This window comes from Thioalkalivibrio versutus, from assembly GCF_001999325.1.
Classification (GTDB): domain Bacteria; phylum Pseudomonadota; class Gammaproteobacteria; order Ectothiorhodospirales; family Ectothiorhodospiraceae; genus Thioalkalivibrio; species Thioalkalivibrio versutus.
On record NZ_MVAR01000004.1, the window covers coordinates 49,586 to 73,350 of the forward strand.

Sequence of the window (23,765 nt, forward strand, 5' to 3'; positions counted from 1 at the left end):
CAAGTGACCGAAGACTGTGACTGGCTGCAGGTGCCGCCGGCGACCCTGGACGCCGCCGCGCGCCAGGCCGCCGCCGAACGGCAGGCCCAGCTGACCAAGCCGCCCGGGTCGCTCGGGCAACTGGAGGCGATCGCCGAACGCCTGGCCGGGATGCAGGGCCAGGAAAAGCCCAGCCTGGAGAACGTCCACATCGCGGTGTTTGCCGGCGATCATGGCGTGGTGGCCGAGGGGATCTCGCGCTTTCCGCAAGCGGTTACCGCACAGATGGTTGCGAACTTCGCGACGGGCGGGGCGGCAATCTCGGTGCTGGCGCGGTACCTGGGCGCCTCTATCGAGGTGATCAACCTGGGCACGGTCGCGGAGCCGCCCGCCGTCAGCGGTGTGCAGCAACTGAACCTCGGCCCCGGCACCGCGAACCTCGCACGCGAGCCGGCCATGACGCCAGCGCAGCTGGAACGCGCCCTGAACGTCGGCCGCCAGTGCGCGGAGCGGGCGCGTCGGGGTGGGGCGCAGCTATTCGTTGGCGGCGAGATGGGGATTGGCAACACGACCGCCGCTGCTGCGCTGGCGTGTTCCTTACTGGATCTTCCGCCCGTCGAGCTGGCCGGCCCCGGCACAGGGCTGGACGCGAATGGGGTGCGGCACAAGGCCGAGGTAATCGAACAGGCCCTGCAAACCCACGGCGAGGTGCGGGGCGACGCGCTGGGCAGCTTGCGCTGCTTGGGCGGCTTCGAGATCGCGGGGCTGGCCGGGGCGTATATCGCGGCCGCGCAGATCGGCCTGCCGGTGCTGGTGGACGGCTTCATCAGCACCTCGGCGGCGCTGGTGGCCGAGCGCCTGTGCCCGGGTACGGCGGACTGGTTCTTCTACGCACATACCTCGGCGGAGCCGGGTCACCAGCGCCTGTTGGCGGCGCTGGAGGCCGAGCCGCTGCTCGATCTCGGCATGCGCCTGGGCGAGGGGAGCGGGGCGGCCACGGCGGTGCCCCTGTTGCGCCTGGCCTGCGAGCTGCACTCCGGCATGGCCACCTTCGCCGAGGCCGGCGTCAGCGGAGAGGAGGCGTGAGCGTCGGCTCGGCCCGAATCGGCCTGCTGCGCCACGGCGAGACCACCGGCCAGGGGTTCTGCGGCCGGGGCAGCGATGTCCCGCTGACCGAGGCCGGCTGGGGCGCAATGCGCGACGCTTTGGCGCGAGATACCGCCTGGGATCGCATCGTCTGCTCGCCGCTGACGCGTTGCCGCGCTCCAGCACAGGTGTTTGCCGAGGAGGCGGGGGTACCGCTCGCCGTCGACGACCGCCTGGCCGAACTCGACTTCGGCGACTGGGAAGGCCGCACGGCGGCGGCGCTGATGGAGACGGACGCCGATGCACTAGGCCGTTTCTGGCAGGATCCGCTGAATCATCAGCCGCCCAACGGCGAGTCGCTCCAGGCTTTTCGCGAGCGCGTTGTCGCCGGCTGGAACGACCTGGCGCCCAACGAAGGCGACCGGGTGCTCGTGATCGCCCACGGCGGCGTCATCCGCCTGATCCGTGCCCTGCACGAGGGCTGGCCGCTGGAGAAGCTGCTCGGAATCGACGTCCCGCTCGCCTCCCTGCATATTGTCGAGCCATGGCAGCCCTATCGATGAATCTCCTGCCCTTGGTGGGCCAAGGCCGCTCCCACAACTATGTCGAGGACCTTCGGTGGCCTAGCCCCCTGCGGGAGCGGCCCTGGCCGCGAATACCTCCCGCCAAAGTCCGACCGGGCACCCAAATGAGCGTCGCGCTAAAACCCTTCTGGCTGGCCCTCCAGTTCCTCACCCGCCTGCCAACCCCCGCGCTCGACCCGCAACCGGCCGACCTGGGGCGTTCGGTGCTGGCTTATCCGCTGGTCGGCCTGATCCTGGGCCTGGTCGTGGTACTGGTCGGTATCGCGCTGGCGGCCATACCCGGCGCGCCGCCGCTACTGGTCGCGGCGCTGGTGCTCGCGTTATGGGTCGCCCTGACCGGCGCGCTGCACCTGGACGGGCTGGCGGACACGATGGATGCCTGGGTCGGTAGCCATCAGGACCCGGAGCGCGCCCAGGCCATCATGAAGGACCCGACCAGCGGCCCGATGGCGGTGGCAGCGCTGATCCTGGTGCTGCTGATCAAGTTCGCAGCCCTGGTAACCGTGGTGGAGACGGGTGCCTGGATCGCGTTGCTGGTCGCCATCGTGCTGGGGCGCGCGGCGCTCACCGGGCTGTTTCTGCTGGTGCCCTACGTGCGGGAGCAGGGCCTGGGCGCCGAGATGGCCGCACACCTGCCGCGCAGCCCCGCCCAGATGGTGCTGGTGGCCACCGGCGTGTTGATCCTGCTAGTGGCGCTGGTCACCGGCGTTTGGGGCCTGATCCTGGGCCTGGCCGTTGCGCTGGCGTTGGTATTCGCCATCGCCGCCTTCCTGCGCCGCTGGCTCGGCGGCTTCACCGGCGATACCGCCGGCGCCGCCCTGGAACTGGTGGAAATGATGGCGATTACCGTCATGGCGCTAGTGCTCGCCCTGCATTAGGAGCTGCCGCTCAATGAGGCGAGGTGTTCCCCATCGCCTTGTCCAGCAGCGCCAGACCTTCTTGCTCCCGACCCTGACCACGCTGGGCGCGCACCCGGAAACGGGTCTCGGCATCGTGCTCCGCAATCATCAGCGTGGCCATCTCGTCCACAAGGCGGTTCACGCTGGTCCCACGCTCGCGGGCCAACGCCTTCAGCCGTTCGTACTTGTCGTCCGGAAAACGAATCGTCAATCGAGCCAATGCAGCGTCTCCGCGCTCAGGACCAGATGATGCATGCCTGAAGCTAGCAAAAGCTGTCATCGAATGGTCACGTAATTGCCACATACTTCGGCGATGAACGTTCCCGCGAAACTCAATCCGGCCCGCATGACCCTGCGCGCGCTCGTAAACCCGCTTGGGGCGGTGCGCGATGCGCGATCAATCAAACCGGCCCCGCCGTGGTGGCAGACGTTCCTGGGGCTGGCGTTGCCGGTGCTGCTGGTGAGCGTGGTCGCGAGCCAATGGCTTTACCAGGTGATCCCGACCGGCCTGCCGCCCGAGGCCATGCCGGGCGCTTGGGGCTTTGGCGTCTACAGCGTGATGGCGATGAGCATCGGGGTGCTGGGGATGGCCTGGTCCGCGCACTACCTAACCGAGCTGTTCCAGGGCTACTCGCACCCGGACCGTGCGATGCTCGCCGTCACGATCGGGCTGTTGCCCGCCTGGGTCGGCAAGGTGGTCGCCGCGTTCCCCTGGCCCTGGGGCAACGGCACGGCGTTGTTGCTGATCCTGTATTCCCTCTGGCTGCTCTACTGGGCCCTGCGCGAGATCATCGGCCTGCGCCGCGGCAACCGCATCGGCCTGTTCGTGGCCACCATCTTCTGCGGCGCCTTCATTACCCTGATCTTCGGCTGGCTCCTGATGGACCTGATCCCCGGCGCCACGCCCGAGCACCGTATAGGGACCACCTGGCTGATCTGAAACGGCTCCGTCCGCGTTTGGTGACGTACAATCGGGGGCCACGAAAAACGGGACGTGTTTTATGGCAGTGGAGCCCAAGATCGTTAGGGAGTTACGGGCGGCCAAGCCGCACAAGCGCGCGCAAATCCTCAAGCGGCAGCATCGGCGGAACGTGGCGTTTCTGGAAAAGAAGTTTCCCGAACTGGCCCAATACGTTTCCCGCGTTGGGATCGGCCGCTTTCAGGTGGAGCCGGACGCGGCGCTAGTGGCGGTGACTGACAAGACGGCGGGTACGTTGCTGCATCCGCCGGGAAAGCTGGCGGAGTTTGCGAGCCAGTTGGGTGAGGTCAACCATGGCGGCTGGTGGGAATACCAACTTACCAGCACCCGGATATCGGCAACAATCGAGACGCAACATCAGCGGATCGTGCAGGACTGGGTGGACCAGCTGGAGGGGCTGGTTCCGGAAATTTCGGAGACGGGCGCGCAGACACGCTTTGCACTACCAGCGTCGGACAAGGCTCGGGTGTTCTCCCCGCTCGTGTTCTTTCTTGGCCTAAACACCGGCCTGCACATTGAGTATTACCTGACGCGGGCTCGGGTACAGGATCTGGTGCTGCTGGAACCCGATCCGGAACGGTTCGCGCTGTCCTGCCTGTTCCTCGACTACGCCGCGCTGCACGAACGCCTGGGCCACCTGTACCTGTTCGTGGGCGAGGCCGATAAGGACCGGGTGCTGGGGACTGTTTCGGGGGCCTTCCCGGTGTCTAGCCAGGGATGGGTGCGAATGCTTCGGGGCTACGACGCTCCGGAATTCACCTTGTTTGCCGATCGCGCACGTCTGCACTTCCGCAAAAACACCTATCTCCCGATGGACCGTCAGTTACGCGGCATGGATTCCGCCGTCCGGAATCTGCAGGATGGACGGGCGATCTGGAGCGATGACCGCCAGGGCCTTGGCGAGGTGCCGGTGGCGGTGATCGGGGCAGGGCCATCGCTGGACGATGCAATCGAATGGCTCAAGCGGTATCGCGACCGGATGGTGATCATTTGCGCGGTATCCGCGGTTTCGGCATTGCGTGCTGCGGGTATTCGTCCGGACTTTCAGTGTGGCCTGGACTATGAATATTCGGATGCCTCGCTTGAACGAATGGCTCTGGATCCTGATGTCCCATTAATTGCGTCGATCAACGCAGCGCCGGATCTACTCATTCGCTTCAACAAGCCGCTGCTTTTCGCCGATTCGGCGACACCGAATGTCGCATCGTTTCCTTGTTCGTGGCAGCACACTGGCCCGACCTCCGGGAACCTGGCGCTTGCAGCGGCACTGCGTTTCCGTGCGGCGGAAGTTTATCTCGTGGGGCTGGACCTGGCCTTTCCGCAGGAGGACCGCAGCCATGCTTCGGGAACTCACCACCACTTCCGAGCTTCTGGTGAAGATACTGGGGCACCTTTGGTGAAGACCAACCATCCGGCATCCGAGCGCACTTGGGTGAGCACGCCGTATCTGAACAACGCGCGACAATCGGCAGAACGGGCAATTGTCGGCTGCGACATCCCGGTACGGAATCTCTCGCACGGGGCCCTGATCGAGGGGGCAATACCGGACTATCCGGAAAAAATCGAGCCGCCACCCGTGACCGGGGTGGCCGAACGCTTGGCTGAGATCCATGCAGCGTTCGGTAGCGATGTGCCCCCTCGGCCGTTCGCCACCTGCCCGCGCGAATTGCTCGTTCGGTTGTGCGAGCCGTTGCAGGAATTTCCGGACACGCTCGACTGGACCCGCTTCGTGGGGGCCCTGGACCGGTACTGGTGGGAGGTCTCGGGTCCGATTGTGCGGAGGGATCCGGAAGACCGTCGCCTCGAGGTGTTTGCCAGTCTCATGGGGCACGTCCTGTTGCGCTGGTATCAACTGATGCTGCGCGCGCCGGGTGCAGCGCAGGCCGACCTGTACCGGGAGGGACGGGCGCGTCTGCTTGAACTGGCGGCTTCGCTCGAATGGCCGGAGATTGCGGAACAGTACATGCGCGAGCATTGCGACCCAGGGTCGGCAGAAGCGAAACCGGACAATCGGTGAAAAAATTCTAGTGCAGGACTAAAGGAAGCGTGCGGACGGTCGTTAAAGGCCCTGAGAGCGGACGAGTACCGCCGAAAGAGCCGCCCGAAGGGTGGCGTCAGCATAGCTCAGGAGAATGACCATGTCCCAGGTAATTAACACCAACATCTTGTCGCTGAATGCCCAGCGCAATCTGAATAACTCCCAGGGTGCCCTGCAGACGTCGCTGGAGCGGCTGTCGACGGGTTTGCGGATCAACAGTGCGAAGGATGACGCGGCGGGGCTGGCGATCTCCGAGCGCTTTACCACCCAGATTCGCGGTCTGAATCAGGCGGTTCGCAATGCGAACGACGGGATCTCTTTCTCCCAGACGGCCGAGGGTGCCCTGGGGACGATCGGCGATGCGTTGCAGCGCGCGCGCGAGCTGTCGGTGCAGGCAGCGAACGATTCGAACTCCCCGTCCGACCGTCAGGCGCTGAACGACGAGGTGCAGCAGTTGATTGCGGAAGTCGGTCGTGTGGCCAACGAGACCGAATTCAATGGTCAGCGGGTGCTGGACGGCAGTTTGGATGACCTGTTTTTCCAGGTGGGTGCGAACCAGGGCCAGATGATCGCAGTGAGTGGCGTGAACGCCCTCTCGTCCGAACTGGGGGCTGCCGAGCAGATGTCCTCGGGCTCGCTTACTCAAACGCAGATTAACGACGGCATTCAATTTGCTGCTACTGGGGGCGATATCACCATCAACGTAGCCAGTGCCGGGTCGGCGCAAATCACGGTCAATCTCGAGGGAGTGACTTCCCTTGAGGATGCGGTGCGCGAGATCAACAGCGCAATCCAGACCGCAGGTTCCGATGACCAGGAGGTCTCCGGCGCGCGCTTGACCGCGGCCCTCCGGGTGGATAATGACGGCAACACCGGGATCGTGATCAACGGGGCGTTCGACGCCGAGTTCAATGTATCCGGTGGTGCCATCGAGGATTCAGACGGTGCCGCGTTAAGTCCCGCGGTGGATTTGTTTGGCACGGCTGCTGAGAGTACGCAGGTGAACCTGACGGAGGTGGGTGTTAGCACCCGCGAAGAGGCCTTCCAGACGATCTCCACGATGGACGGGGCGCTGACCCAGATCAGCAGCCTGCGGGCCGAGCTGGGTGCGGTGCAGGTGCGGTTCGAGAACACCATCGCCAACCTGGAGATTTCGTCGGAGAACCTGTCGGCGGCGCGTTCGCGGATTCAGGACGCGGATTTTGCGGCCGAGACGGCGGAACTGACGCGGGCGCAGATCCTGCAGCAGGCGGGTACCTCGGTGCTTTCTCAGGCCAACGCCGTTCCGCAGAACGTGCTGGCCCTGCTGCAGTAAGCTCGATCACTCGGGCTTCTGTGGTTGAAGGTGGATGGCGAGGTTGCCATCCACCTCTTCTGAAGAGGACAGCGATATGAGTGATGGAATCGGCAGTATCACATCACCGCTGGTTGCAGTGAGCCCGCGCGGGGGCGAGGGGGCGAAGGCGCCCGGTCCCGGCGCGGGTCTTGTTCGTGGCGAGGGACGGCCCGAGGCCGTAGTTCGTTCGGACAGTAGTTCGGAATCAACGGCTCCTGGTGCCACCGGACCGGCGATCGAGGCCATGGACATGGCCGAGGTGAATCAGGTGGTCGAGTCGATCAATTCCTACCTGCAATCCACCAAGCGGGCGCTGGAGTTTAGCGTGGACGACAGCAGCGGCCGCACGGTGATTACGGTGATGGACGGAGAACGCGAACAGGTGATCCGCCAGATTCCTCCGGAGGCCGTACTGGCCCTGGTGGAACAGTTCCAGACCGAGCAGGAGCTCGGCGGTACGGGGCTGGCGGACAAGGCCTGAGGGCTCTATCGAGACTGCACCTCAACGCGGTATGTTTCATTGAGCCGGATCCGGTAGCGGGTTCGGCTTTTTTCGTTGTGCCAACGCGAGCTAACCCCAGCGCCACTTCCGCCACGCTGGAGCCTCATTTTTTCGCGTAGCCGCGCTGCGGTTGTCCCATCCGCAGCGAAGCGGAGAGCCGGGATCTCCCGCTGCTGGAAATGCCCATGCGAAAGGGGCACCTGTTACGTTGGAGATCCGCATTCCTGCAGCGCAGTTTTCGGGAGGACGGGCTGCGGGATGGCGGTGTTCGGAAGGATTTCCGGATTGGTGCCAGGTGTTGGAGATGGCTTTGCTGCGCGTGCAAGGTCGGGGGGCAGCCTGGGCCGCGGAGGGCCGGGACTGAAGGGCGGTTTTGAGCGGTATTTTCTGTGGTGGACTCAAGATTTCGGCTAGTCTGCCGTAAAGGGATATATCGCACGTGCAAACGGTTCGAGACGTCGAACGCCGAGGAGCAAAGTCATCATGGCCATTAGTTCACTGGGGATCGGCTCCGGTCTGGATCTGAACCAAATCGTCAACGATCTGGTGAATGCGGAACGAGTACCCAAAGAGACTCGTTTTAACCAGCGGGAACAGCGGCTTGAAGCGCAGATCTCTGCCTACGGGAACTTGACGAGTGCCATTGATCAGGCCAAGGGAGCGCTCTCGCAGCTTTCCGAGTTCGAGTTGTCGCAGAACGCGTCGGTCTCCAATCGCGATGTGGCCCGGGTTACCGCGGATGGCACGGCCGCGAACGGGGATTTCTCGCTGGAGGTAACCAAGCTTGCGCAAGCGCAAGCCCTAGCCTCAGCCCCAGGTGAATTCGCGGATGCGGACGCTGAGGTGGGGGCTGGGCAGCTCGCGATCCAAGTGGGCGATGGCGATGCATTCACGGTCAACGTGCAGGAAGGCGACACGCTGCGCGACGTGCGTAATGCGATCAACGACGCGGAGGGTGGCGTCACGGCCTCAATCGTGAATGATGGGGATGGTGCGCGCCTGGTGCTGACGGCGAACACGACCGGTGAGGCCAATACCATTAACGTCACTGCGACTGAGGATCCCGTGGGTAGCGGGTTGGCTCGTCTGGATGGGGCCAACCTGGTGCAGACCCGGGCTGCACAGGATGCCGAGGCGGTGATCAACGGCCTGACGGTAACCAGCACGACGAATACCCTAGAGGACACGGTCGAGGGACTGTCGATCGAGCTTCGGGGCACTTCCGACTCCCCGGTGACGGTCTCGGTCAGCGAGGATCAGGGTGCGTTGCAGCGTGCGCTCGAGGGCTTTGTCGAGGCCTACAATGGCTTGATCGGGCAGACAAGCAACCTGACGGCCTACAACGCCGAGGAGCAGCAGGCCTCGGTGCTAACCGGTGACAGCACGGTGCGCGGCATCCGGAGCCGGTTGGGGAACGCCCTGGTGGAGCCGGCGCAAATCCCGGATGTGAATGCGCGTACCCTCGCATCGCTGGGGGTGGTGTCGAACCGCGACGGTACGCTCGGTTTCGACAGTGACCGGTTCAACCAGGCACTGGAGAACGACGGTTTCGACAACGTCACAGCGGTGGTCCGGGAGATCGGCGAGCGCATGGAGGGGGTGGCCAGCAGCTTCACCGGCCCCGATGGTCTGATTGGCGTGCGCACCGAAGGCCTGCAGAACGATCTGGAGCGGCTTAGTCAGCAGCGCGTGGATCTGAATGTGCGCCTGGAGCAATTGGAGTCGCGGCTGGTACGCCAGTTCGGACGCATGGACAGCACTGTTGCACAGTTGCAGGGGACCAGTGATTTTCTCATGGGGCAGCTGGCGAACATGCCGCTGGCCCAGAACAATTCTCGTCGATAGTCGCCCCGTATTGGGCGAACGGATAACGGAGACCAAGCATGTACGGACCGGGCATGAATCGAGCGGTGAACCAGTACCGGCAGTCGGGCGCACTGGCCGAGGCCCAGGTGGCGGACCCGTACCGCCTGATCCAGATGCTCTTTGAAGGGGCGCTGGAGCGGATCGCCGTGGCCAAGGGTGCGGTGCAGCAGGGTAACGTGGGCCTGAAGGGCGAAAAGATCGGTAAGGCGATCGACATCGTCGAGTCCCTGCGGGCGCTACTGGACCACGACAAGAATCCCGAACTCGCGGGGCGGCTGGATGCACTGTACGAATACATGTCTCGCCGCCTGCTGGAGGCGAACGCGAAAAACGATCCGGCGGCACTGGACGAGGTTACAGGGCTGCTGCGCCAAATCAAGGCTGGGTGGGACGAGATCCCGTCCGAACAGCGCGCCGCCCGTGCAGGCTGAAATTCCTTGATCGTCTGTCCCGCCAAGCCCCGAGTCGCCTGATGGTGATGAACGACATCGATATTCAGGAGACGGCGGCCACCTCATTGGAAGACTCTGTGGAGGCGATTCATGCCTACATGGTGCGCGCTGTTGCCCAGGAAGACTGGGAAGGACTGCAGGAGCTGGACCGGCAGGCGAGGGCCGTCGTCGAGCGAGCTTTCGGAGGCGAGCCAGTGCCTCTACGTGATGATTCTGGGGCGGCTCTGCGCGCGGCCTTCGAAGACCTCGTCCGGTTCTACGAGACATCTATAAGGGACCTGTCGCAGCGCCGCGGCGAGGTCGCGCAGCAGATCCGCGAACTGAAGTCCGGCCGCAAGGGTACTAGCGCCTACGAGACCACCCGCCGGCATTCCATGCGCACCGGTCCGCTTAATTCGGGCGGCTGACGATCCCCGTACCCGGTCGGCGATTTCGCTTCCACCAGAACCCGAATGCTCCGACTTCGCCTTCCGCGAAGCTGCATTGCGGATATCCGGGATTTACACGTTGTGGCTCGCCCAAGCGTTTAGATCGAGCCAGCGCCGGAGATCTCGGCTCTGCGCTGGGGGCGGGATTGGGGTGGGCCCCGATCGTTGGATCACTGACGGCCTATGAGAAGTAAAAATCCCGGGCCTGTCGGTCGAGTTTTATGTTTCCGGCCTGCAGGTCCAGTGGACGTTATCCGAGGTTTGTCGGTCAAGGGCTGTGTGGGGCCGCTGGTGGTTGTAGAACGGCAGGTACTCCTCCAGGCCCTTGCTCCAGTTCAAAGGGACTCTCATAGCCCCGTAGGTAGATGTCCTCGTACTTCACGGTGCACCACAGGCGCTCGACAAAGACGTTGTCCAGGGCGCTCCCTTGGCCATCCATGCTAATGAGAACGCCGGCGCGCTTGAGTCGCTCGGTCCACTCGGTGCTGGTGAACTGGGCCCCCTGGCCGGTATTGAAGATGACCGGCGTGCCGTGGTCCAGAGCCATCTCCACGCCTCCATGCAGAACCGGGTGTCCAGAGTGTTGGAGAGCGACCAAGACACCACGTGGCGGTTGAACCAGTCCATTACCGCCATCAGGTACATGAAGCCGCGTGGCATCGGGATGTAGGTGATGTCGGCGCACCAGACCAAGTGGCTGTGCGTCAGACTTAGCCGCCGGAGCAGGTGCGGGTAGGCCAGGTTCTCCGGCTGCGGCCGACTCGTGTGCGGACCCGGAACCGTCACCTGGGGACCCATCAGCGCCATGAGACGCTGGATCCGCTTGCGATTGACTCGGTAGCCTTCGCGCTGCAGCCAGTGGGTCGTCTGGCGCGAGCCGAAGAACGGCGTCTGCAGGTACTGGTCGTCGATCCGGCGCATCTGTGCCAGGTTCTCCGGCGATTCGCCGGCTGGCATGTAGTAGTATCGGGAACGCCCTATCAGTCAACGTAGTTGTCACCTGATCCAAGCTCAGAGGTGATGACGTATAAAGCAGTATTCCGAGGAGCGCAAGGAGGCAGTGCTGCGCAAGCTCGCGCCTCCGATGAACCTGACGGTGCCCGAGGTGGCGGAGGCCGAAGGGATCTCCACGGCGAGTTTGTACGATTGGCGTAAACAGGCTCGCGAGCGAGGTGAGGTTTTGCCATCACGAGGATCGGCTCCGGAGCAGTGGCGCAGCAAGGACAAGTTCCGGGTGGTCCTGGAGACCGCGCCGATGATCTGCAACTTGTACTCGGTGATAAAACGGCGGGGTGTCCGCCGCTCTTGTTTCGGGTCCGGGCTCACCTGAGACGCGGGTAGCTCACTCGGTGCCTTCGGCATCAGTCGGCTCCTGCTGTCGCGACCCTGAAATCTACATTAACCCATACAGGGCCTGTATGGATTCAGGTTGACACACAGGGCAGGCCGGCCGTAATGGCCCCAGTGCCCTTCCAAAAAAGCTTCGGCGGGGCACGGAGCCGGATGCCGGCCAATTGATCAGTGTCTCCCTAAGTCTCGAGGCCCGACGGTTATAGCTCAGCGACACTCTCGCTTGCCTAGTCTTGTTCTAGGTATGTCTGCCAGCGCCATACGTCTTCGCACATTCGTTCCAGCCCATGTTCCGCACGCCAGTCTAGAAGGCGCTCGGCCAGACCGGAGTCGGCATAGCAGGTGGCGACGTCGCCGGGACGACGGTCGCTGATGGTGTAGGGAATAGGCCGCCCGCTGGCCGCCTCGAAAGCGCGGATGACCTCCAGGACTGAGTAGCCCCGGCCCGTTCCCAGGTTCGCCGTCAGCTCCTCACCGTGGGGCTTCTTGCGTAGATAATCCAAGGCGGCGACGTGGGCGCGGGCGAGGTCAACCACATGGATATAGTCGCGGACCCCGGTTCCGTCGGTGGTCGGGTAATCCTCGCCAAAGACGCACACCGACTCTCGCCGGCCTGCGGCGGTTGCCGCAACGATGGGCATGAGGTTATTGGGCACCCCCAAAGGGTCCTCGCCGATAAGACCGCTGGGGTGGGCGCCTACCGGGTTGAAGTAACGAAGCAGTCCCACCTTCCAGCCCGGATCGGCCACGCGTAGGTCGCGCAGGATCTCCTCGATGAAGAACTTGGAGCGACCATAGGGGCTAGTGGGGCGCTTGAGTGGTGCTGTCTCTGGGATGGGGAGCTCATCCGGTTCGCCGTAGACAGTCGCAGAGGAGGAGAAGATCAAGGTCTCCACAGCAAATTCCGCCATGATCTCAGCGAGCACCAAAATGGAGCAGATGTTGGCGTCGAAGTAGGTTAGCGGCTGGGCTACCGATTCCCCCATCGCCTTGAGGCCGGCGAAGTGGATTACCGCCTCAATGCCGTGGGCGGCAAAGACGGCGCGCAGCCCATCGCGGCTACGCAGGTCCAGTTCGATGATCGGCAGTGGGCGGCCGGTGACCCGCTCCACTCGTTCGGCTACCTCATGATGCGAATTGCTGAAGTTATCCACTGCCACCACATCGTGGCCACCCTCGAGGAGTTCCACACAGGTGTGGGAGCCAATATAGCCGGTACCACCGGTGACGAGAATAGTCATGCAAACCCCAGCACGCTGAAAGCGCTACATCCCTTGTTCCACCTTCCAGCAATTGGTGTACGCGTGCAGGCTAACAATTCCACCTTTCGAGCCTCCGGCAATTCGAACAGTTACCTAACACACTAAACCGAAAAACCGACACTCAATTCCGGATGATCTAAATCAAATGCATCCCAGTATGGAACACCTGACACGACAGACTCTCCTATTTCCCCTGAGAGGAACGCATAATCTTCGGGAGTATCAAGAGCCAACCGTAACCAGCTATCATCTCTACTTTGTGTCAGTGAAAGGACGCGCATAGGGTCAACATGGCGATACAAATGGCTGGTCACGTGCTCATTCTCTTCTTCTGTCGAAAAGCTCGCCTGCGTTTTGTAGAATTCTGCTTCGATCCACTCCACTGACACACCATACGGGAAACAGCGAGTAATGATGTTGCTTATCATTTGGACGTTCTCTGTGTGGGCCATCGCCTGCCTTGCTAATTCAGGTTCAAAAAAAGGTGAGTCACCGTTAACTCGCAAAAAAAATCTCGCGCCCGTTTCCTCTATTGCCTGAAGACTACGTGAGACCAAGTTAGTCGGATGCCCCCTTACTACTGGAACTCCCTGCCGAGTACAATGCGCAGCCAAAACATCATCAACTTCTCTTTGACTAGTCAGAAGCACAAATTCATCGGCCCCCACTCGGGAGGCGCGTTCCAATACGATATCGATTACCTTTCTGCCGCTAAGCGTCATCATAGGTTTTCCAGGCAGCCTCGATGAATCACTCCGTGCATAGACAAAAACAAACCGACTCATGGCCCAAACCACCTCAACTCTTCATCAACCCGCATTTACATGTTTTTCGCGTCCATCTCATTTTTCCAATAGGCAGAAGCATCCCGCCAATTTGATTCCACAACCATGGCTTGACCCCCCTCGCCTAGTGCAGCATATTGTGGCACATCCTGCGCCAGAGCTTTGCCGACCAATAAAGATACATCTTTTCCAGAGAACGAAGAACTCGGCCTCACAAAGAGCAAATCTTCCTTGGTCAAGATGTGCCCGGCTGGTAGATCCTTCGCAGCATAAATCCCACGGCGAGCGCGTATCTTAGATACCAGCTCCTCGGACGATGATTGATTGGCTGGTTTTTCCAAACTGATCATTGAATCCGCGAGTGTGCGAACGTAGTTCATAAGCTCGGCACTTTCCATAGCGTGGGCATGATCAAAGCCAGGTTGATTACGGTCCACTGTAAAATGCTTCTCGAAGAAAGTCGCACCTTGAACCAAGGCCATAACGGCCGATTCTGTACCCTCAGTATGATCCGAATACCCAACACAGAGGTCAAAAGAATGGCGCAAAAGCGACACTCTTTGAGTATTCGCCTCATTCAAAGGACATGGATAACTCGAGACGCAATGCATTAGTTGCAAGTCCGTCTCTGGATACGATTCCCTAACGAAAGCTACCATTCCATCAATTTCCGATAGACTCGCCATGCCCGTGGAAACGATCACTCGCTGAAAACATTGGCATGCTTTTCCGATTAGATTGTGATTGGTAAGATCAGTAGATGCAATTTTTACGTAAGGGGATCCCAGCCGGTATAAAAGCTGGACCCCACGCTCACAAAATACCGAAGCGGAAACAGGTATACCTTTCCCATGCGCATACTCCCATATACTAGACCATTCAGTTTCTGTTAACTCTTCTTTTTTACGCTGATCAAATACAGGGTTACGCACCTTCCGCTCACCATCGAAAAATTCTGGCAGGTACAATCCATCCGCGAAAATAAACTGAAATTTTACTGACGAAGCCCCGGATTCGACCGCTACATCAACAAGTTGTCTGGCTCTCTCCGGATCGCCATTATGATTGCTTCCAGCCTCCGCAATAACCTCGGGTCTCTGCGCCACCACTACATGCCTCTTACGATTTGTATAATATGTTTAGCCAACTTATCAGAACGCTCCACCCCATGTAGAGATAACGCTGACTCATGCATCCTCTGAGCGACATACCTATCCGACAATATCCGGATTAACTTACGTGATTCAAAGGGAGAACGCGAGATGTTCCGGAGCGCGCCTCCGTCCATCAACGCATGATTCTTGTAGCTTAGCGCCGGCGTTGTGAGTGAAAGAGCGGGTATTCCCTGCGCTACGGCTTCGGATAACATGACACCGTCCCCACCGACAAATATATTGATATGCTGAAAATATCTCCAGGGTTCTCGGTCCGGAGTTTGATGAGATACAGTCACCCCATGGTAACTGCTCTTCGCCGGTGTGCGCCGATCGATCAGCCTGATCTCAGAAACAAGAGGCGCACGCGCTATGGCGTCGATTATTTGTTCAAGATCTAGGTCATCATCGCCCCCGGATAGGCAAACACCGACCCGTAAAGTTTTATAGTCTTGGCCAGAAATCTGCAAGCCATACGCCGTAGCGAATGAATAATCGGGGTCAACAACAACCTTTGTTTCCGGCAGGTTATTTGCATCAAGCCATTCAGGGTTATTCCTAACTAGTATGTGACTAGCCAATTCTGGGTGGTTAAAAACCGGAGATATCAAGACGCGCATCTCATACTGTTGGATCTGCTTCGCCAGGTCCGAATCTACTTCCACAGCATCAATTACTAACACCGAAGGTAATTCAGGAAGTGTTTCAACCGGCGAGAGCCCTCGGAATCGGGCTTCTTGATACCCTAACCGATCAGCGTCGAGGTGAAGAACTGTTTCAACTCCGAGTAAACTAAGGGTTTTTATCACCGAGCTCGTGCGCGCTAAATGGCCCATCCCAACCCTAGAGCCTGCTTGCACGTGGAATGCAACGACGGGCGGTTGTTCGGCACAGCCCATCAATCGAGGTGAACTCCATTTTTCATAAAGGTATCCATTAGGGACTTGAATTCCTGAAGCTTCGCAAACTGAATATCGCTTTTGGACTTCCAGTCGTCTTGTAGTGGTGCGTGATCCAATGAAGAGTAACCCCCTCTATCGATCCATGTCTTCATTTCTGGAATGAACTCGTTATCGAGTTCCACAACGTTGAGACTTGCCGTTGTCATGCCGAGATCGTCAATCAATGACTGGGAACGTTCGTCGTATATGATATTAATGGTAGGCGTTCCAAAGGAAACGGCGGGGAGCGTAGCATGAAGACGATAACTTACAACCAAGTCTGCAGATTGGAGCAATGAAAGGTACTGATAGACATCGTTGGTATATATCGAATCCACATTCATTGAATAACGAAAGGAAGTTGCAAAGTCCAGATCTCGGCTGTCGTTACACAGGAGTCTTATCCGGCTGTGACCACTCGCCCTTAGGTGGTCTATAGCTGATTCGAGATGGCTTTGTATGCGGCTTTGAAACCGGTAAGGAAGATTCATTAGCTCAGGGGTCCGAACAGATATCAGAACCCCAACATTCTCGTTTTCAGGGAGCGCCGGTAACAGGTGGGTATAGCGCGCCATGTTGATTGTTGGACACCAGGCGATCTTATCGCGGTCATCGAAATGTCTCAGGTAGCGATGTGTCGCACTATCGCGCGACAGGGACATGTTAGCTCGCGTCAATAGCGTTTTTATCTTTTGGTCAGGAATTACGTCCGAACGGTCCGATAGAACTCCATTCCGGTCGTAGATCCGTCCACGCGAATTAGAAAATAGCAACAACGGTGGCTGTAAGGCCGCTAATGCACGAGAATCTACAGCGATCTCGTCGTTTTCGTACAGGTTTCCACCGCCTACTATGACCCCATCCGCGTAGCGATTGAGTTCGTGTACCGTTTCTGGAGTAAGGCCTGCTTTTGCTGTGCTTTCATGTTTGCTCGTCGCAGGATAATCTATCACTGACACCAAACGCCCGAAAGTGTCATGCAGCATTTGCCGCAATGCGAAATGGATAGCGTGATTTCCAACATTGTGACCCAAAGGGCGGATATTTGCGATTGTATACATTAATGTTTAGCCTTTTCCGTAGAACAAAGGGAGCGACGGCATTACCGCTTCTAAATCCGGAACCGGTCAACCCGTTTTGAACACCTCACGTGGAGGATGACGTGTTGTCGACCGGTGCCCTGGCGGCGCTCAGGGTTGGGAAGTTCACGCCCAACGACTCACCGGTGTCAGCGGCTTCGGGCGTTACCGGGGAGATGGTCACCCACTCGGGTGGTCGTGGGGCGACAGGGGCACCCTGGACGAAGCGCTCGGGGTGACGGCGGTATTGGGTGTCTAGCACCTGCTGGCGCTGTTCATGGACGAGCTCGAGGCGTCCGGTGAAAACCTGCTCCGGGGGGTAGCCGCCGATACCGCTGTGGTGATGTTGGAAGTTGTACCAGTCGAAGTACGCCTCGTACCACTGACGGGCGTGGGACGCGTTTTCGAACTGGCCCGGATAGTCCGGCGGGTACTTCAACGTCTTGAACTGGCCCTCGTTGAAGGCATTTTCGTTGCTGGTGCGCGGGCGGCTGTGGTTGCAGACGATGCCCAGCTCATGTAATAGATCGAGATAGCCATGGGCGGTCATGGGGGCTCCCCGGTCCTGGTGCAGGGTGAGCGAACCGTGGACGATGGCGTAGCGGGCGGCACCCTCGGTCATCAGTTGCTGAGCCAGGGTGCTGTTCTCCTTGCGTGAGACCATCCAGGCGAGCACGTAGGGGCTGTACAGGTCCAAGACCACGCAGAGAGACAGGTAGGGTCCCTGGCCCGCGGTCGGGAGCTTCGAGATGTCCCAGGTCCAGACTTGATTGGGGGCCGTGGCCAGCAGGCGGGGGATGGCGTGGTGCTGAGCCGTCCGCTGGTGGCGATGCTCCCGGGCGGCCCTGTCCTCGGCCAAAATGCGGTGGAGCGTGCGGACGGAGCCGATGTACTCACCCTGCTCCAGCAGGTCACAGTAGATCTCATCCGGCGGCTGGTCCTGGTACGCCTCGCTGTACAGCACGTCCCGGGCACGTTGGCGCTTCTTGGCGTTCAGGGCGCGCGGTTGGACGGACTCCGTGCGGGAGCGGTTGGCGATCCGTTGCTCTTCACTTAGGCCCTCTCGCTGTCGCGCGTAGACCGTGCAGCGATTGAGTCCGAGGGCCCGGCAGGCAGCCGTCACGGACAGGCCCTCGGGCCGTTCGGTGACGACCTGGTTCACACAGAGCTCCCATTGTTCACGTGATCGAGCGGTGACAACGTTTTTTTTTGCAGATCGATGCATGCCTTGGCGGTCTGCAGACGCTTGCTCAGCTTGGCATTCTCCTTTTCCAGCTGCTCCGAGGTCGTGCTCGTGGTCGGGTCGGGAGCGGACTTGGCGAGCCCCTCCGGGCCACCGGCGGCCCGTTCGCGGGGCCAACGGTTGAGCTGGCTGCTGTACAGGCTCTCGCGTCGCAGTAGCTGGCCCACATCGCCACGCTGGCACTGGTCGCCCTCGGCGATTATCTGCAACTTGTACTCGGTGGTAAAATGGCGGCGTGTCCGCTGCTCTTGTTTCGGGTCCGGGCTCACCTGAGACTCGGGTAACTCACTCGGTGCCTTCGGCATCAGTCGGCTCCTGCTGTCGCGACCCCGTAATCTACATTAACTGTCAGGTCTCGGCTGGTTATAAACGCGTTTTCGAAAGCAGTCGGGGTGGGTTTGCTGCCACGCCTTGAGGGCTGCTACGGGCGTTCGGTGACCCAGGGCCTTTTGCTGGATGGCGTGGTTGTACAAGTACAAGTACAGGTAATGGTACAGGGCGTCCTGCATCTGCTCGCTGGAGTCCATGTGGTACGTGCGCAGGAGATCGGCAATGCGCCCGTTGAAGCGCTCGACCATCCCGTTCGTCTGGGGCTTTTGGGCGGGGTCAGGCGGTGCTGGATGCCGTGTTCGGCGCGCAGCCGGTCGAATGGGTGACGGCCGGTCGGCTGGCGCTCACCGGTGACCACAAAACGGTCGGTAAACTCCTTGCCGTTGTCGGTCAGCACATGCGTGATGTAGAACGGTGCCCGATCCAGCAGCCGCTTCAGAAAGCCTCGCGCGGCCGCCCCGGACTTGGATGAACGAACCTCGAGGTAGACCCAGCGGGTCGCCCGATCGATGGCCACGAACAGATAGCGACGCGAGGACTCTTCAGCCAGCTTCGGCAGGTACTTCACGTCCACATGCACAAAGCCCGGGACGTACGCCTTGAAGGCCTTGCGGGGTGGCGCCGGCTCCCCCTCGGCCTGCTGCCGCAGCGCCTTCAGGCTGGCTACGCCGTGGCGGCGCAGGCAGCGGTCCAGGGCGGCGCGGCTCAGGTCCGGCTGCACGAACTCGCGGGCCACGACCAGCAAATCATCCAGCGACAGCCACAGCCACTCGCGTACCGCGATGAGGATGGCTTCCTCTCCGGGCGTCAGGGCCGTCTTCATCCGGCGCGGGCGGTGAGAACGGTCCTCGGTGTCTTCCCGGTGGCGCCACTTCATCACCGTATGGCGACTGATGCCCAGGCGGCGTGCCAGGTCCCGGTGACGGACCGACGGCGGTGCTTGCTGGATCTCGCGCCGGGTCCGCGGGGTGGTACGGGCGTTCACGTGAATCGCACTGGACATCGAATCACCTCCGGTGGGGCTCTGCTAACAGGGTAGTCAGCCACTCCCGAGCTCGAAACAGCGGCTCCTTCTCCGACGGTAGGTAATCACCTGAGACCTGATAATTAACCCATACAGGGGCTGTATGCCTTCAGGTTGACAGACAGGGAGGGCGGCGCGGTGGGCGGGCTGGTATCAGGGGATTGGGGGCAGGCGGCGGACGGTTTGGACGCTGCTGAGGGATTGGAGGCGGTCGAAGAGGTGGCTGAGTTCGCCGAGGTCGCTGAATTCGGCTTCCAGTTCCATGCGGACGCTGCGGTCTTCGCGGTTAGTTTCGGTATTCACGCGCAGCAGGTTGATGCCGCATTCGGAGAAGGCGTTGCCGACTTCGCCCAGCAGGCCGGGGCGGTCGTGGGCATCCACCTCCAGGGTGATCGCCTCGCGTTCGGGCTCTTCACCCCAGGAGACAGGGATCAGGCGGCCGCGCTTGTCTTCCGGCATGTGCAGGATGTTCACGCAGTCGCTGCGGTGCACGGAGACGCCGGCGCCGCGGGTAATGAAGCCGATGATCGGGTCACCGATCTGCGGATTGCAGCACTGGGCGCGCGTGGTTAGCAGCCCGCCGACGCCGCGGATTCGGATGTCGTCCGGTTTGGCTTCGCCCTCGTGGCGGCGCGACCGCTGGGGCGCAGGGGTGGTGGCCGCCTGTTCCCCAGTTCCGGCGTCGCGCAGCTGGTGGGAGATGCGTCCGGCGATCTGGGCGGTGGTGACATCCCCCGCGCCCAGGGCAATCAGGAGTTCGTCGAAGGTCTGATACTTCATTGCCTCGGCCAGCGCGCGGCGGTCGAGGTTGTGGCCGCAGCCAAGGCGCTGGCATTCGCGATCGAACAGGTGCTTGCCGGTCGCCAGGTGTTCGTCCTGGTGTTGCTGACGGAACCAGGTGCGGACCTTGGAGCGCGCGCGGGCGGTATTGAGATATCCCAGCGCGGGGCTCAGCCAGTCGCGGCTGGGCCCGCCTTCGCGGGTGGTCAGGATCTCCACACGCTCGCCGGACTTCAGCTTGTAGGTGAGCGGGACGATATGGCCGTCGACCTTGGCGCCGCGGCAGCGGTGGCCGACCTCGGTGTGGACCGCGTAGGCGAAGTCCAGCGGGGTCGCGCCCTGGGACAGGTCCAGCACTTCGCCCTGGGGCGTGAGCACGAACACGCGCTGGTGCAGCGGTTCGCTCTGGATCTCGTCGAGCAGGTTCTGGTCGTTGTTGTCGGTGGCCTCCAGCAGCTGCCGCAGGCTGTTGATGGCGCGGTTGAGCGCCTGATCCTCGCGTCCGCCTTCCTTGTAGCGCCAGTGCGCGGCGACCCCGAGCTCGGCGAAGTCGTCCATCTCGCGGGTGCGGATCTGCACCTCCACGACCTTGCCTTCCGGTCCGACCACGGCGGTGTGCAGGGACTGGTAGCCGTTGTCCTTGGGGTTGGCGATGTAGTCGTCGAACTCGCTGGGCAGGTGGCGCCAGTCGTTGTGGACGATGCCGAGCACGGTGTAGCAGGTGGCCAGCTGGTCGACGATCACGCGGGTGGCGCGCAGATCGTACAGTTCGGACAGCGAGGTGCGCTTGCGCTGCATCTTCTTCCAGATGCTGTAGATGTGCTTCGGCCGGCCGAAGACCCGGGCCTCGATGCCGTCCGCCTGAAGGCGCGTCTTCAGTGTGCGGGCGAACTCTTCGACGTAGGATTCTCTTTCAGTGCGGTTTTCCTCGAGGCCGACGGCGATGTCGCGGTAGGTTTCGGGTTCCAGGATGCGCAGGGCGAGGTCTTCCATCTCCCACTTGAGCTGGCCCACCCCGAGGCGGTTGGCCAGCGGTGCGATGACGTCGAGGGTCTCCTGGGCGAGGATGCGGGCGCCCTCGTCGGGCTCACGGACCAGCTGGCGCAGGTGCTGCACCCGAAACGCCAGCTTGATCAGCACGGCGCGCACGTCGTCCACCATGGCCATCAGCATGCGGCGCAGGCGTTCGGCCTGTTCCGGACGCCCGGCCGGGGCCTCGAAGCGGCGGCGCACCAGCGCGGCGACGTTGGTGGTCAGCCGGGCCACCGCGGCACCGAAGCGCTGCTCGAGCTCGGCCGGCTTGATCAGGTCCGCCAGATACACGGGTACCAGCAAGGTCGCAATCAGCGTCTGCCGATCGACGTTGAGATGGCGCAGGATCTCGGCCACGTCCAGTGGATGCGATTCGAGCCCGGCGGTATCGACGGCCTCCAGTGCTTGATCCAGTGCCTCGGCCAGCTGCAGGCCGGTGGCGTCGTCCAGGGGCTGGCTGCCCGCGAAATGGCGCAGCAACGCGTCGCGGTCGAGCCCCTGCAGATCGGTATTGGTCAGCAGCGAATGGCGCATGGAGGCAATCGTCGAAACAGAGCGAGAGCCCTATTGTACGGGAGCGCAGAAGGTGGCGAGAGGCTTGCGAACGGGGGTGACCGGGATCAGGATCGGGATATGGCCAACTTGTTCAAGATCCTGCTGCTCGTGGGGCTGGGCTATGTCCTGGTAACCGCGCTGATCTTCGTGACTCAGGATCGTCTGATCTATCTGCCGTCGAGCACGGTGACCAGCACGCCGGAGCGCATTGGGCTGGACTACGAGGATGTCGAGCTGGTCACCGAAGATGGGGTTCGGATTCATGGCTGGTTCCTGCCGGGGCCCGGGGGCGACACGCCCGTGTTGCTCTTCCTGCATGGCAATGCCGGAAACATCGGCCACCGGTTGCATTCCCTACGCCAGTTCCACGAGCTGGGACTGGCCGTGCTGATCATCGATTACCGCGGCTACGGGCGGAGTGCGGGGCGCCCGGACGAGGCCGGCACCTATGCGGATGCGCGCGCCGCCTGGCAGTACCTGATCGACGACCGTTCGATTCCGCCGCAGGAGATCGTGCTGTTTGGCCGTTCGCTGGGGGCGGCGGTCGCGGCGGAACTGGCAACGGGCGTGGAGCCGGGGGCGGTGATCCTGGAGTCCGCCTTTACCTCGGCTGCCGATCTGGGGGCGCGCCATTACCCCTGGCTCCCGGTGCGGGCGCTGCTGCGGCACCAATACGACACCCTGGGCCGGGTGGGCGCGATCTCCGCGCCGATCCTGCTGGCTCATAGTGCCGAAGACGAGATCGTGCCATTCGAGCATGCCAAACGCCTGCGGGCCGCCGCTACGAATGCGCGAGTGCTGGAGATGGAGGGTGGCCACAACGACGCCTTCCTGACCACGGGGCACGACTACACGGAGGGCCTGCGGGCATTCCTCCGCGATGCGGGCGTGGCGGTCGACGGCCCTCAATGACGAACGGACAAAGAGACTGGATGGGGCAGGTCGAGGGGAGAACCCGTGTTTCGATCGTGGGAGATTGGTAGACTCCGCGGCTGTTTTGGCTGGAATGGATCTCCCTGGCGTCCGGAATGAGCGAATCTGCCGCAAAAGCCCCCCTGACGGTTACCTACTGTCGTGATGAGCAGCCGGAATGCGCGTCGGCGCCGGTGGTGATCCGCTTTGGCGGGGCGAGCGGTGTGGAATGCAAGCCCGGGCGTCTGGAGATCCGCGTGGGGCTGGAGCCCGTGGGCGTCGAGTCGGACTGGGCGGAATGCTGGTCGCTGCCGGACGGCGCCGAGGGCGAGACCGGGGTGGAAGGCTCGCTGAGCTACCTTCGCCACAAGGATTGCCTGATCGGTTGCTGGATTCAGCCGCTGGATGCCGCAGGCGACCCGGATCCGCTGACCGAGCGCGCGTACCGCGAGATCCTGGCTGGCTGCCGTTCGCTGGGTTTCGAGCACCTGGTGCGGGTGTGGAACTATCTTCCCGCGATCAATGACCCGGTCGCCGGCCAGGAGCGCTACCGTGGCTTCTGTAGCGGGCGGGCGCGGGTGTTCGAGGCATTGCCGGAGTACGAACAGTTCCTGCCGGCGGCGACGGCGATTGGCACCCATTCCGACGGCTTGCTGATCTATTTCATTGCCACCCGCGAGGCGGCCGCGCGTATCGAGAATCCGCGCCAGGTCAGCGCCTATCGCTACCCGCCTCAGTACGGGCCGCGCAGCCCTTCGTTTGCCCGCGCCAGTCTGTGGCAGTCGGGGCCGGAATCGGCCGAGCTGTTCATCTCGGGCACCGCCAGTATTGTCGGTCATGAAAGCCGGCATGTTGGCGATCTCGAGGCGCAGATCGACGAAAGCCTGCGCAATATCGGTGTCCTGCTGGAACAGGCCGCCACGGATCACCCGGTTCGGGTGGAGAGGCCGCGCGACTTGTCGCTGCTCAAGGTGTACCTGCGCCATGCCGCCGATGCATCGGCCGTAGAACGTCATTTGCGCGCGCGCCTCGGTCACGATGTGCCGTACCTGTTGCTGCACGGGGATATCTGCCGCGAGGAATTGCTGGTGGAGATCGAGGGACTTTATTCGGAGCGTCTGACCGCGACGTTCGCGACACCATGAAGGATTGATGCCGGGCCGGTCAGG

Annotated in this window: 23 protein-coding genes and 1 pseudogene; 13 read left to right on the top strand and 11 right to left on the bottom strand. The window is 61.7% G+C overall.

From position 1 onward, the window contains the following. Positions 1-3: 3 nt before the first annotated feature. The 3 genes from cobT (at position 4) to B0684_RS01315 (ending at position 2,527) form a co-directional block, all read left to right on the top strand. The gene (gene cobT / locus B0684_RS01305) at positions 4-1,065 is read left to right on the top strand and encodes a nicotinate-nucleotide--dimethylbenzimidazole phosphoribosyltransferase (RefSeq protein WP_018650095.1); all 1,062 of its coding nucleotides are present in this window, start codon (positions 4-6) and stop codon (positions 1,063-1,065) included. Further along, positions 1,062-1,628, top strand: a complete 567-nt coding sequence (locus B0684_RS01310; RefSeq protein WP_018169835.1) for a histidine phosphatase family protein — start codon at positions 1,062-1,064, stop codon at positions 1,626-1,628. The genes cobT and B0684_RS01310 overlap by 4 nt, the downstream gene beginning before the upstream one ends. A 125-nt stretch (positions 1,629-1,753) precedes the next feature. Next, positions 1,754-2,527 (top strand): adenosylcobinamide-GDP ribazoletransferase, encoded by a 774-nt coding sequence (locus B0684_RS01315; protein ID WP_018650096.1) that lies wholly within the window; start codon positions 1,754-1,756, stop codon positions 2,525-2,527. A gap of 10 nt (positions 2,528-2,537) precedes the next feature. Here the strand turns inward: B0684_RS01315 and B0684_RS01320 are convergent, their stop codons facing one another. Next, positions 2,538-2,759: a hypothetical protein gene (locus tag B0684_RS01320; RefSeq protein ID WP_018650097.1), complete on the bottom strand. Its 222-nt coding sequence runs from the start codon at positions 2,757-2,759 to the stop codon at positions 2,538-2,540. Between the two features lie 102 nt (positions 2,760-2,861). Here B0684_RS01320 and B0684_RS01325 point away from each other — a divergent pair, with 102 nt between their 5' ends. From B0684_RS01325 to B0684_RS01355, 7 genes are all read left to right on the top strand, one after another. Further along, complete coding sequence (locus B0684_RS01325; protein ID WP_018650098.1) at positions 2,862-3,488, top strand: YIP1 family protein; 627 nt, start codon at positions 2,862-2,864, stop codon at positions 3,486-3,488. 61 nt (positions 3,489-3,549) lie between these two features. Further along, entirely contained in the window at positions 3,550-5,544 is a 1,995-nt protein-coding gene (locus B0684_RS01330; RefSeq protein ID WP_018650099.1) for a 6-hydroxymethylpterin diphosphokinase MptE-like protein, read from the top strand. Between the two features lie 121 nt (positions 5,545-5,665). Then, the gene (locus B0684_RS01335) at positions 5,666-6,880 is read left to right on the top strand and encodes a flagellin N-terminal helical domain-containing protein (RefSeq protein ID WP_018650100.1); all 1,215 of its coding nucleotides are present in this window, start codon (positions 5,666-5,668) and stop codon (positions 6,878-6,880) included. Positions 6,881-6,956: 76 nt separating this feature from the next. After that, on the top strand, positions 6,957-7,382 hold the full coding sequence (locus B0684_RS13985) for a flagellar protein FlaG (RefSeq protein WP_269844070.1): 426 nt from the start codon (positions 6,957-6,959) through the stop codon (positions 7,380-7,382). Between the two features lie 504 nt (positions 7,383-7,886). Beyond that, positions 7,887-9,248: a flagellar filament capping protein FliD gene (gene fliD / locus B0684_RS01345; RefSeq protein WP_018650102.1), complete on the top strand. Its 1,362-nt coding sequence runs from the start codon at positions 7,887-7,889 to the stop codon at positions 9,246-9,248. A 38-nt stretch (positions 9,249-9,286) separates the two neighbouring features. Continuing rightward, the gene (gene fliS, locus B0684_RS01350; RefSeq protein WP_018650103.1) at positions 9,287-9,700 is read left to right on the top strand and encodes a flagellar export chaperone FliS; all 414 of its coding nucleotides are present in this window, start codon (positions 9,287-9,289) and stop codon (positions 9,698-9,700) included. Between the two features lie 41 nt (positions 9,701-9,741). Continuing rightward, complete coding sequence (locus B0684_RS01355; protein WP_018650104.1) at positions 9,742-10,128, top strand: flagellar protein FliT; 387 nt, start codon at positions 9,742-9,744, stop codon at positions 10,126-10,128. Positions 10,129-10,527: 399 nt separating this feature from the next. Here B0684_RS01355 and B0684_RS01360 read toward each other — a convergent pair whose 3' ends face one another. Further along, positions 10,528-11,106 carry an IS3 family transposase gene (locus tag B0684_RS01360; protein ID WP_077276937.1) on the bottom strand — a complete coding sequence of 193 codons (579 nt, stop codon included), beginning with the start codon at positions 11,104-11,106 and terminating at the stop codon, positions 10,528-10,530. A gap of 70 nt (positions 11,107-11,176) precedes the next feature. Here B0684_RS01360 and B0684_RS13990 point away from each other — a divergent pair, with 70 nt between their 5' ends. Then, a complete protein-coding gene (locus tag B0684_RS13990) occupies positions 11,177-11,479 on the top strand; it encodes a transposase (protein WP_143592432.1) in 303 nt (100 codons plus the stop codon). A gap of 247 nt (positions 11,480-11,726) precedes the next feature. Here B0684_RS13990 and galE read toward each other — a convergent pair whose 3' ends face one another. The 9 genes and pseudogenes from galE to B0684_RS01405 all read right to left on the bottom strand — a co-directional run bounded on the left by galE (position 11,727) and on the right by B0684_RS01405 (position 21,663). Beyond that, positions 11,727-12,740, bottom strand: coding sequence for a UDP-glucose 4-epimerase GalE (galE, locus tag B0684_RS01370; protein ID WP_018650107.1), 1,014 nt, complete (start codon positions 12,738-12,740; stop codon positions 11,727-11,729). Between the two features lie 122 nt (positions 12,741-12,862). After that, entirely contained in the window at positions 12,863-13,546 is a 684-nt protein-coding gene (locus tag B0684_RS01375) for a cytidylyltransferase domain-containing protein (protein WP_143592433.1), read from the bottom strand. A 35-nt stretch (positions 13,547-13,581) separates the two neighbouring features. After that, a complete protein-coding gene (locus B0684_RS01380) occupies positions 13,582-14,652 on the bottom strand; it encodes an N-acetylneuraminate synthase family protein (RefSeq protein WP_158077140.1) in 1,071 nt (356 codons plus the stop codon). A 2-nt stretch (positions 14,653-14,654) separates the two neighbouring features. Next, positions 14,655-15,599: a hypothetical protein gene (locus B0684_RS13680; RefSeq protein WP_143592434.1), complete on the bottom strand. Its 945-nt coding sequence runs from the start codon at positions 15,597-15,599 to the stop codon at positions 14,655-14,657. Further along, on the bottom strand, positions 15,599-16,702 hold the full coding sequence (locus tag B0684_RS01385; protein WP_077276940.1) for a polysaccharide pyruvyl transferase family protein: 1,104 nt from the start codon (positions 16,700-16,702) through the stop codon (positions 15,599-15,601). The genes B0684_RS13680 and B0684_RS01385 overlap by 1 nt, the downstream gene beginning before the upstream one ends. A gap of 85 nt (positions 16,703-16,787) precedes the next feature. Further along, positions 16,788-17,945 (bottom strand): IS3 family transposase, encoded by a 1,158-nt coding sequence (locus tag B0684_RS01390; protein ID WP_143592435.1) that lies wholly within the window; start codon positions 17,943-17,945, stop codon positions 16,788-16,790. Next, positions 17,879-18,268: a transposase gene (locus B0684_RS01395; protein ID WP_018650110.1), complete on the bottom strand. Its 390-nt coding sequence runs from the start codon at positions 18,266-18,268 to the stop codon at positions 17,879-17,881. Before B0684_RS01395 ends, B0684_RS01390 begins: the two co-directional genes overlap by 67 nt. Before the next feature lie 36 nt (positions 18,269-18,304). After that, positions 18,305-19,296, bottom strand: a pseudogene (locus B0684_RS01400) (IS481 family transposase). Positions 19,297-19,470: 174 nt separating this feature from the next. Next, entirely contained in the window at positions 19,471-21,663 is a 2,193-nt protein-coding gene (locus B0684_RS01405; protein WP_018650111.1) for a RelA/SpoT family protein, read from the bottom strand. A 99-nt stretch (positions 21,664-21,762) separates the two neighbouring features. Between B0684_RS01405 and B0684_RS01410 the strand changes: the two genes are divergently transcribed. Both B0684_RS01410 and B0684_RS01415 read left to right on the top strand, forming a co-directional pair. Next, entirely contained in the window at positions 21,763-22,596 is an 834-nt protein-coding gene (locus B0684_RS01410; protein WP_018650112.1) for an alpha/beta hydrolase, read from the top strand. 116 nt (positions 22,597-22,712) lie between these two features. Continuing rightward, positions 22,713-23,741: a chorismate transformation FkbO/Hyg5 family protein gene (locus B0684_RS01415; protein ID WP_018650113.1), complete on the top strand. Its 1,029-nt coding sequence runs from the start codon at positions 22,713-22,715 to the stop codon at positions 23,739-23,741. Positions 23,742-23,765: the final 24 nt, after the last annotated feature.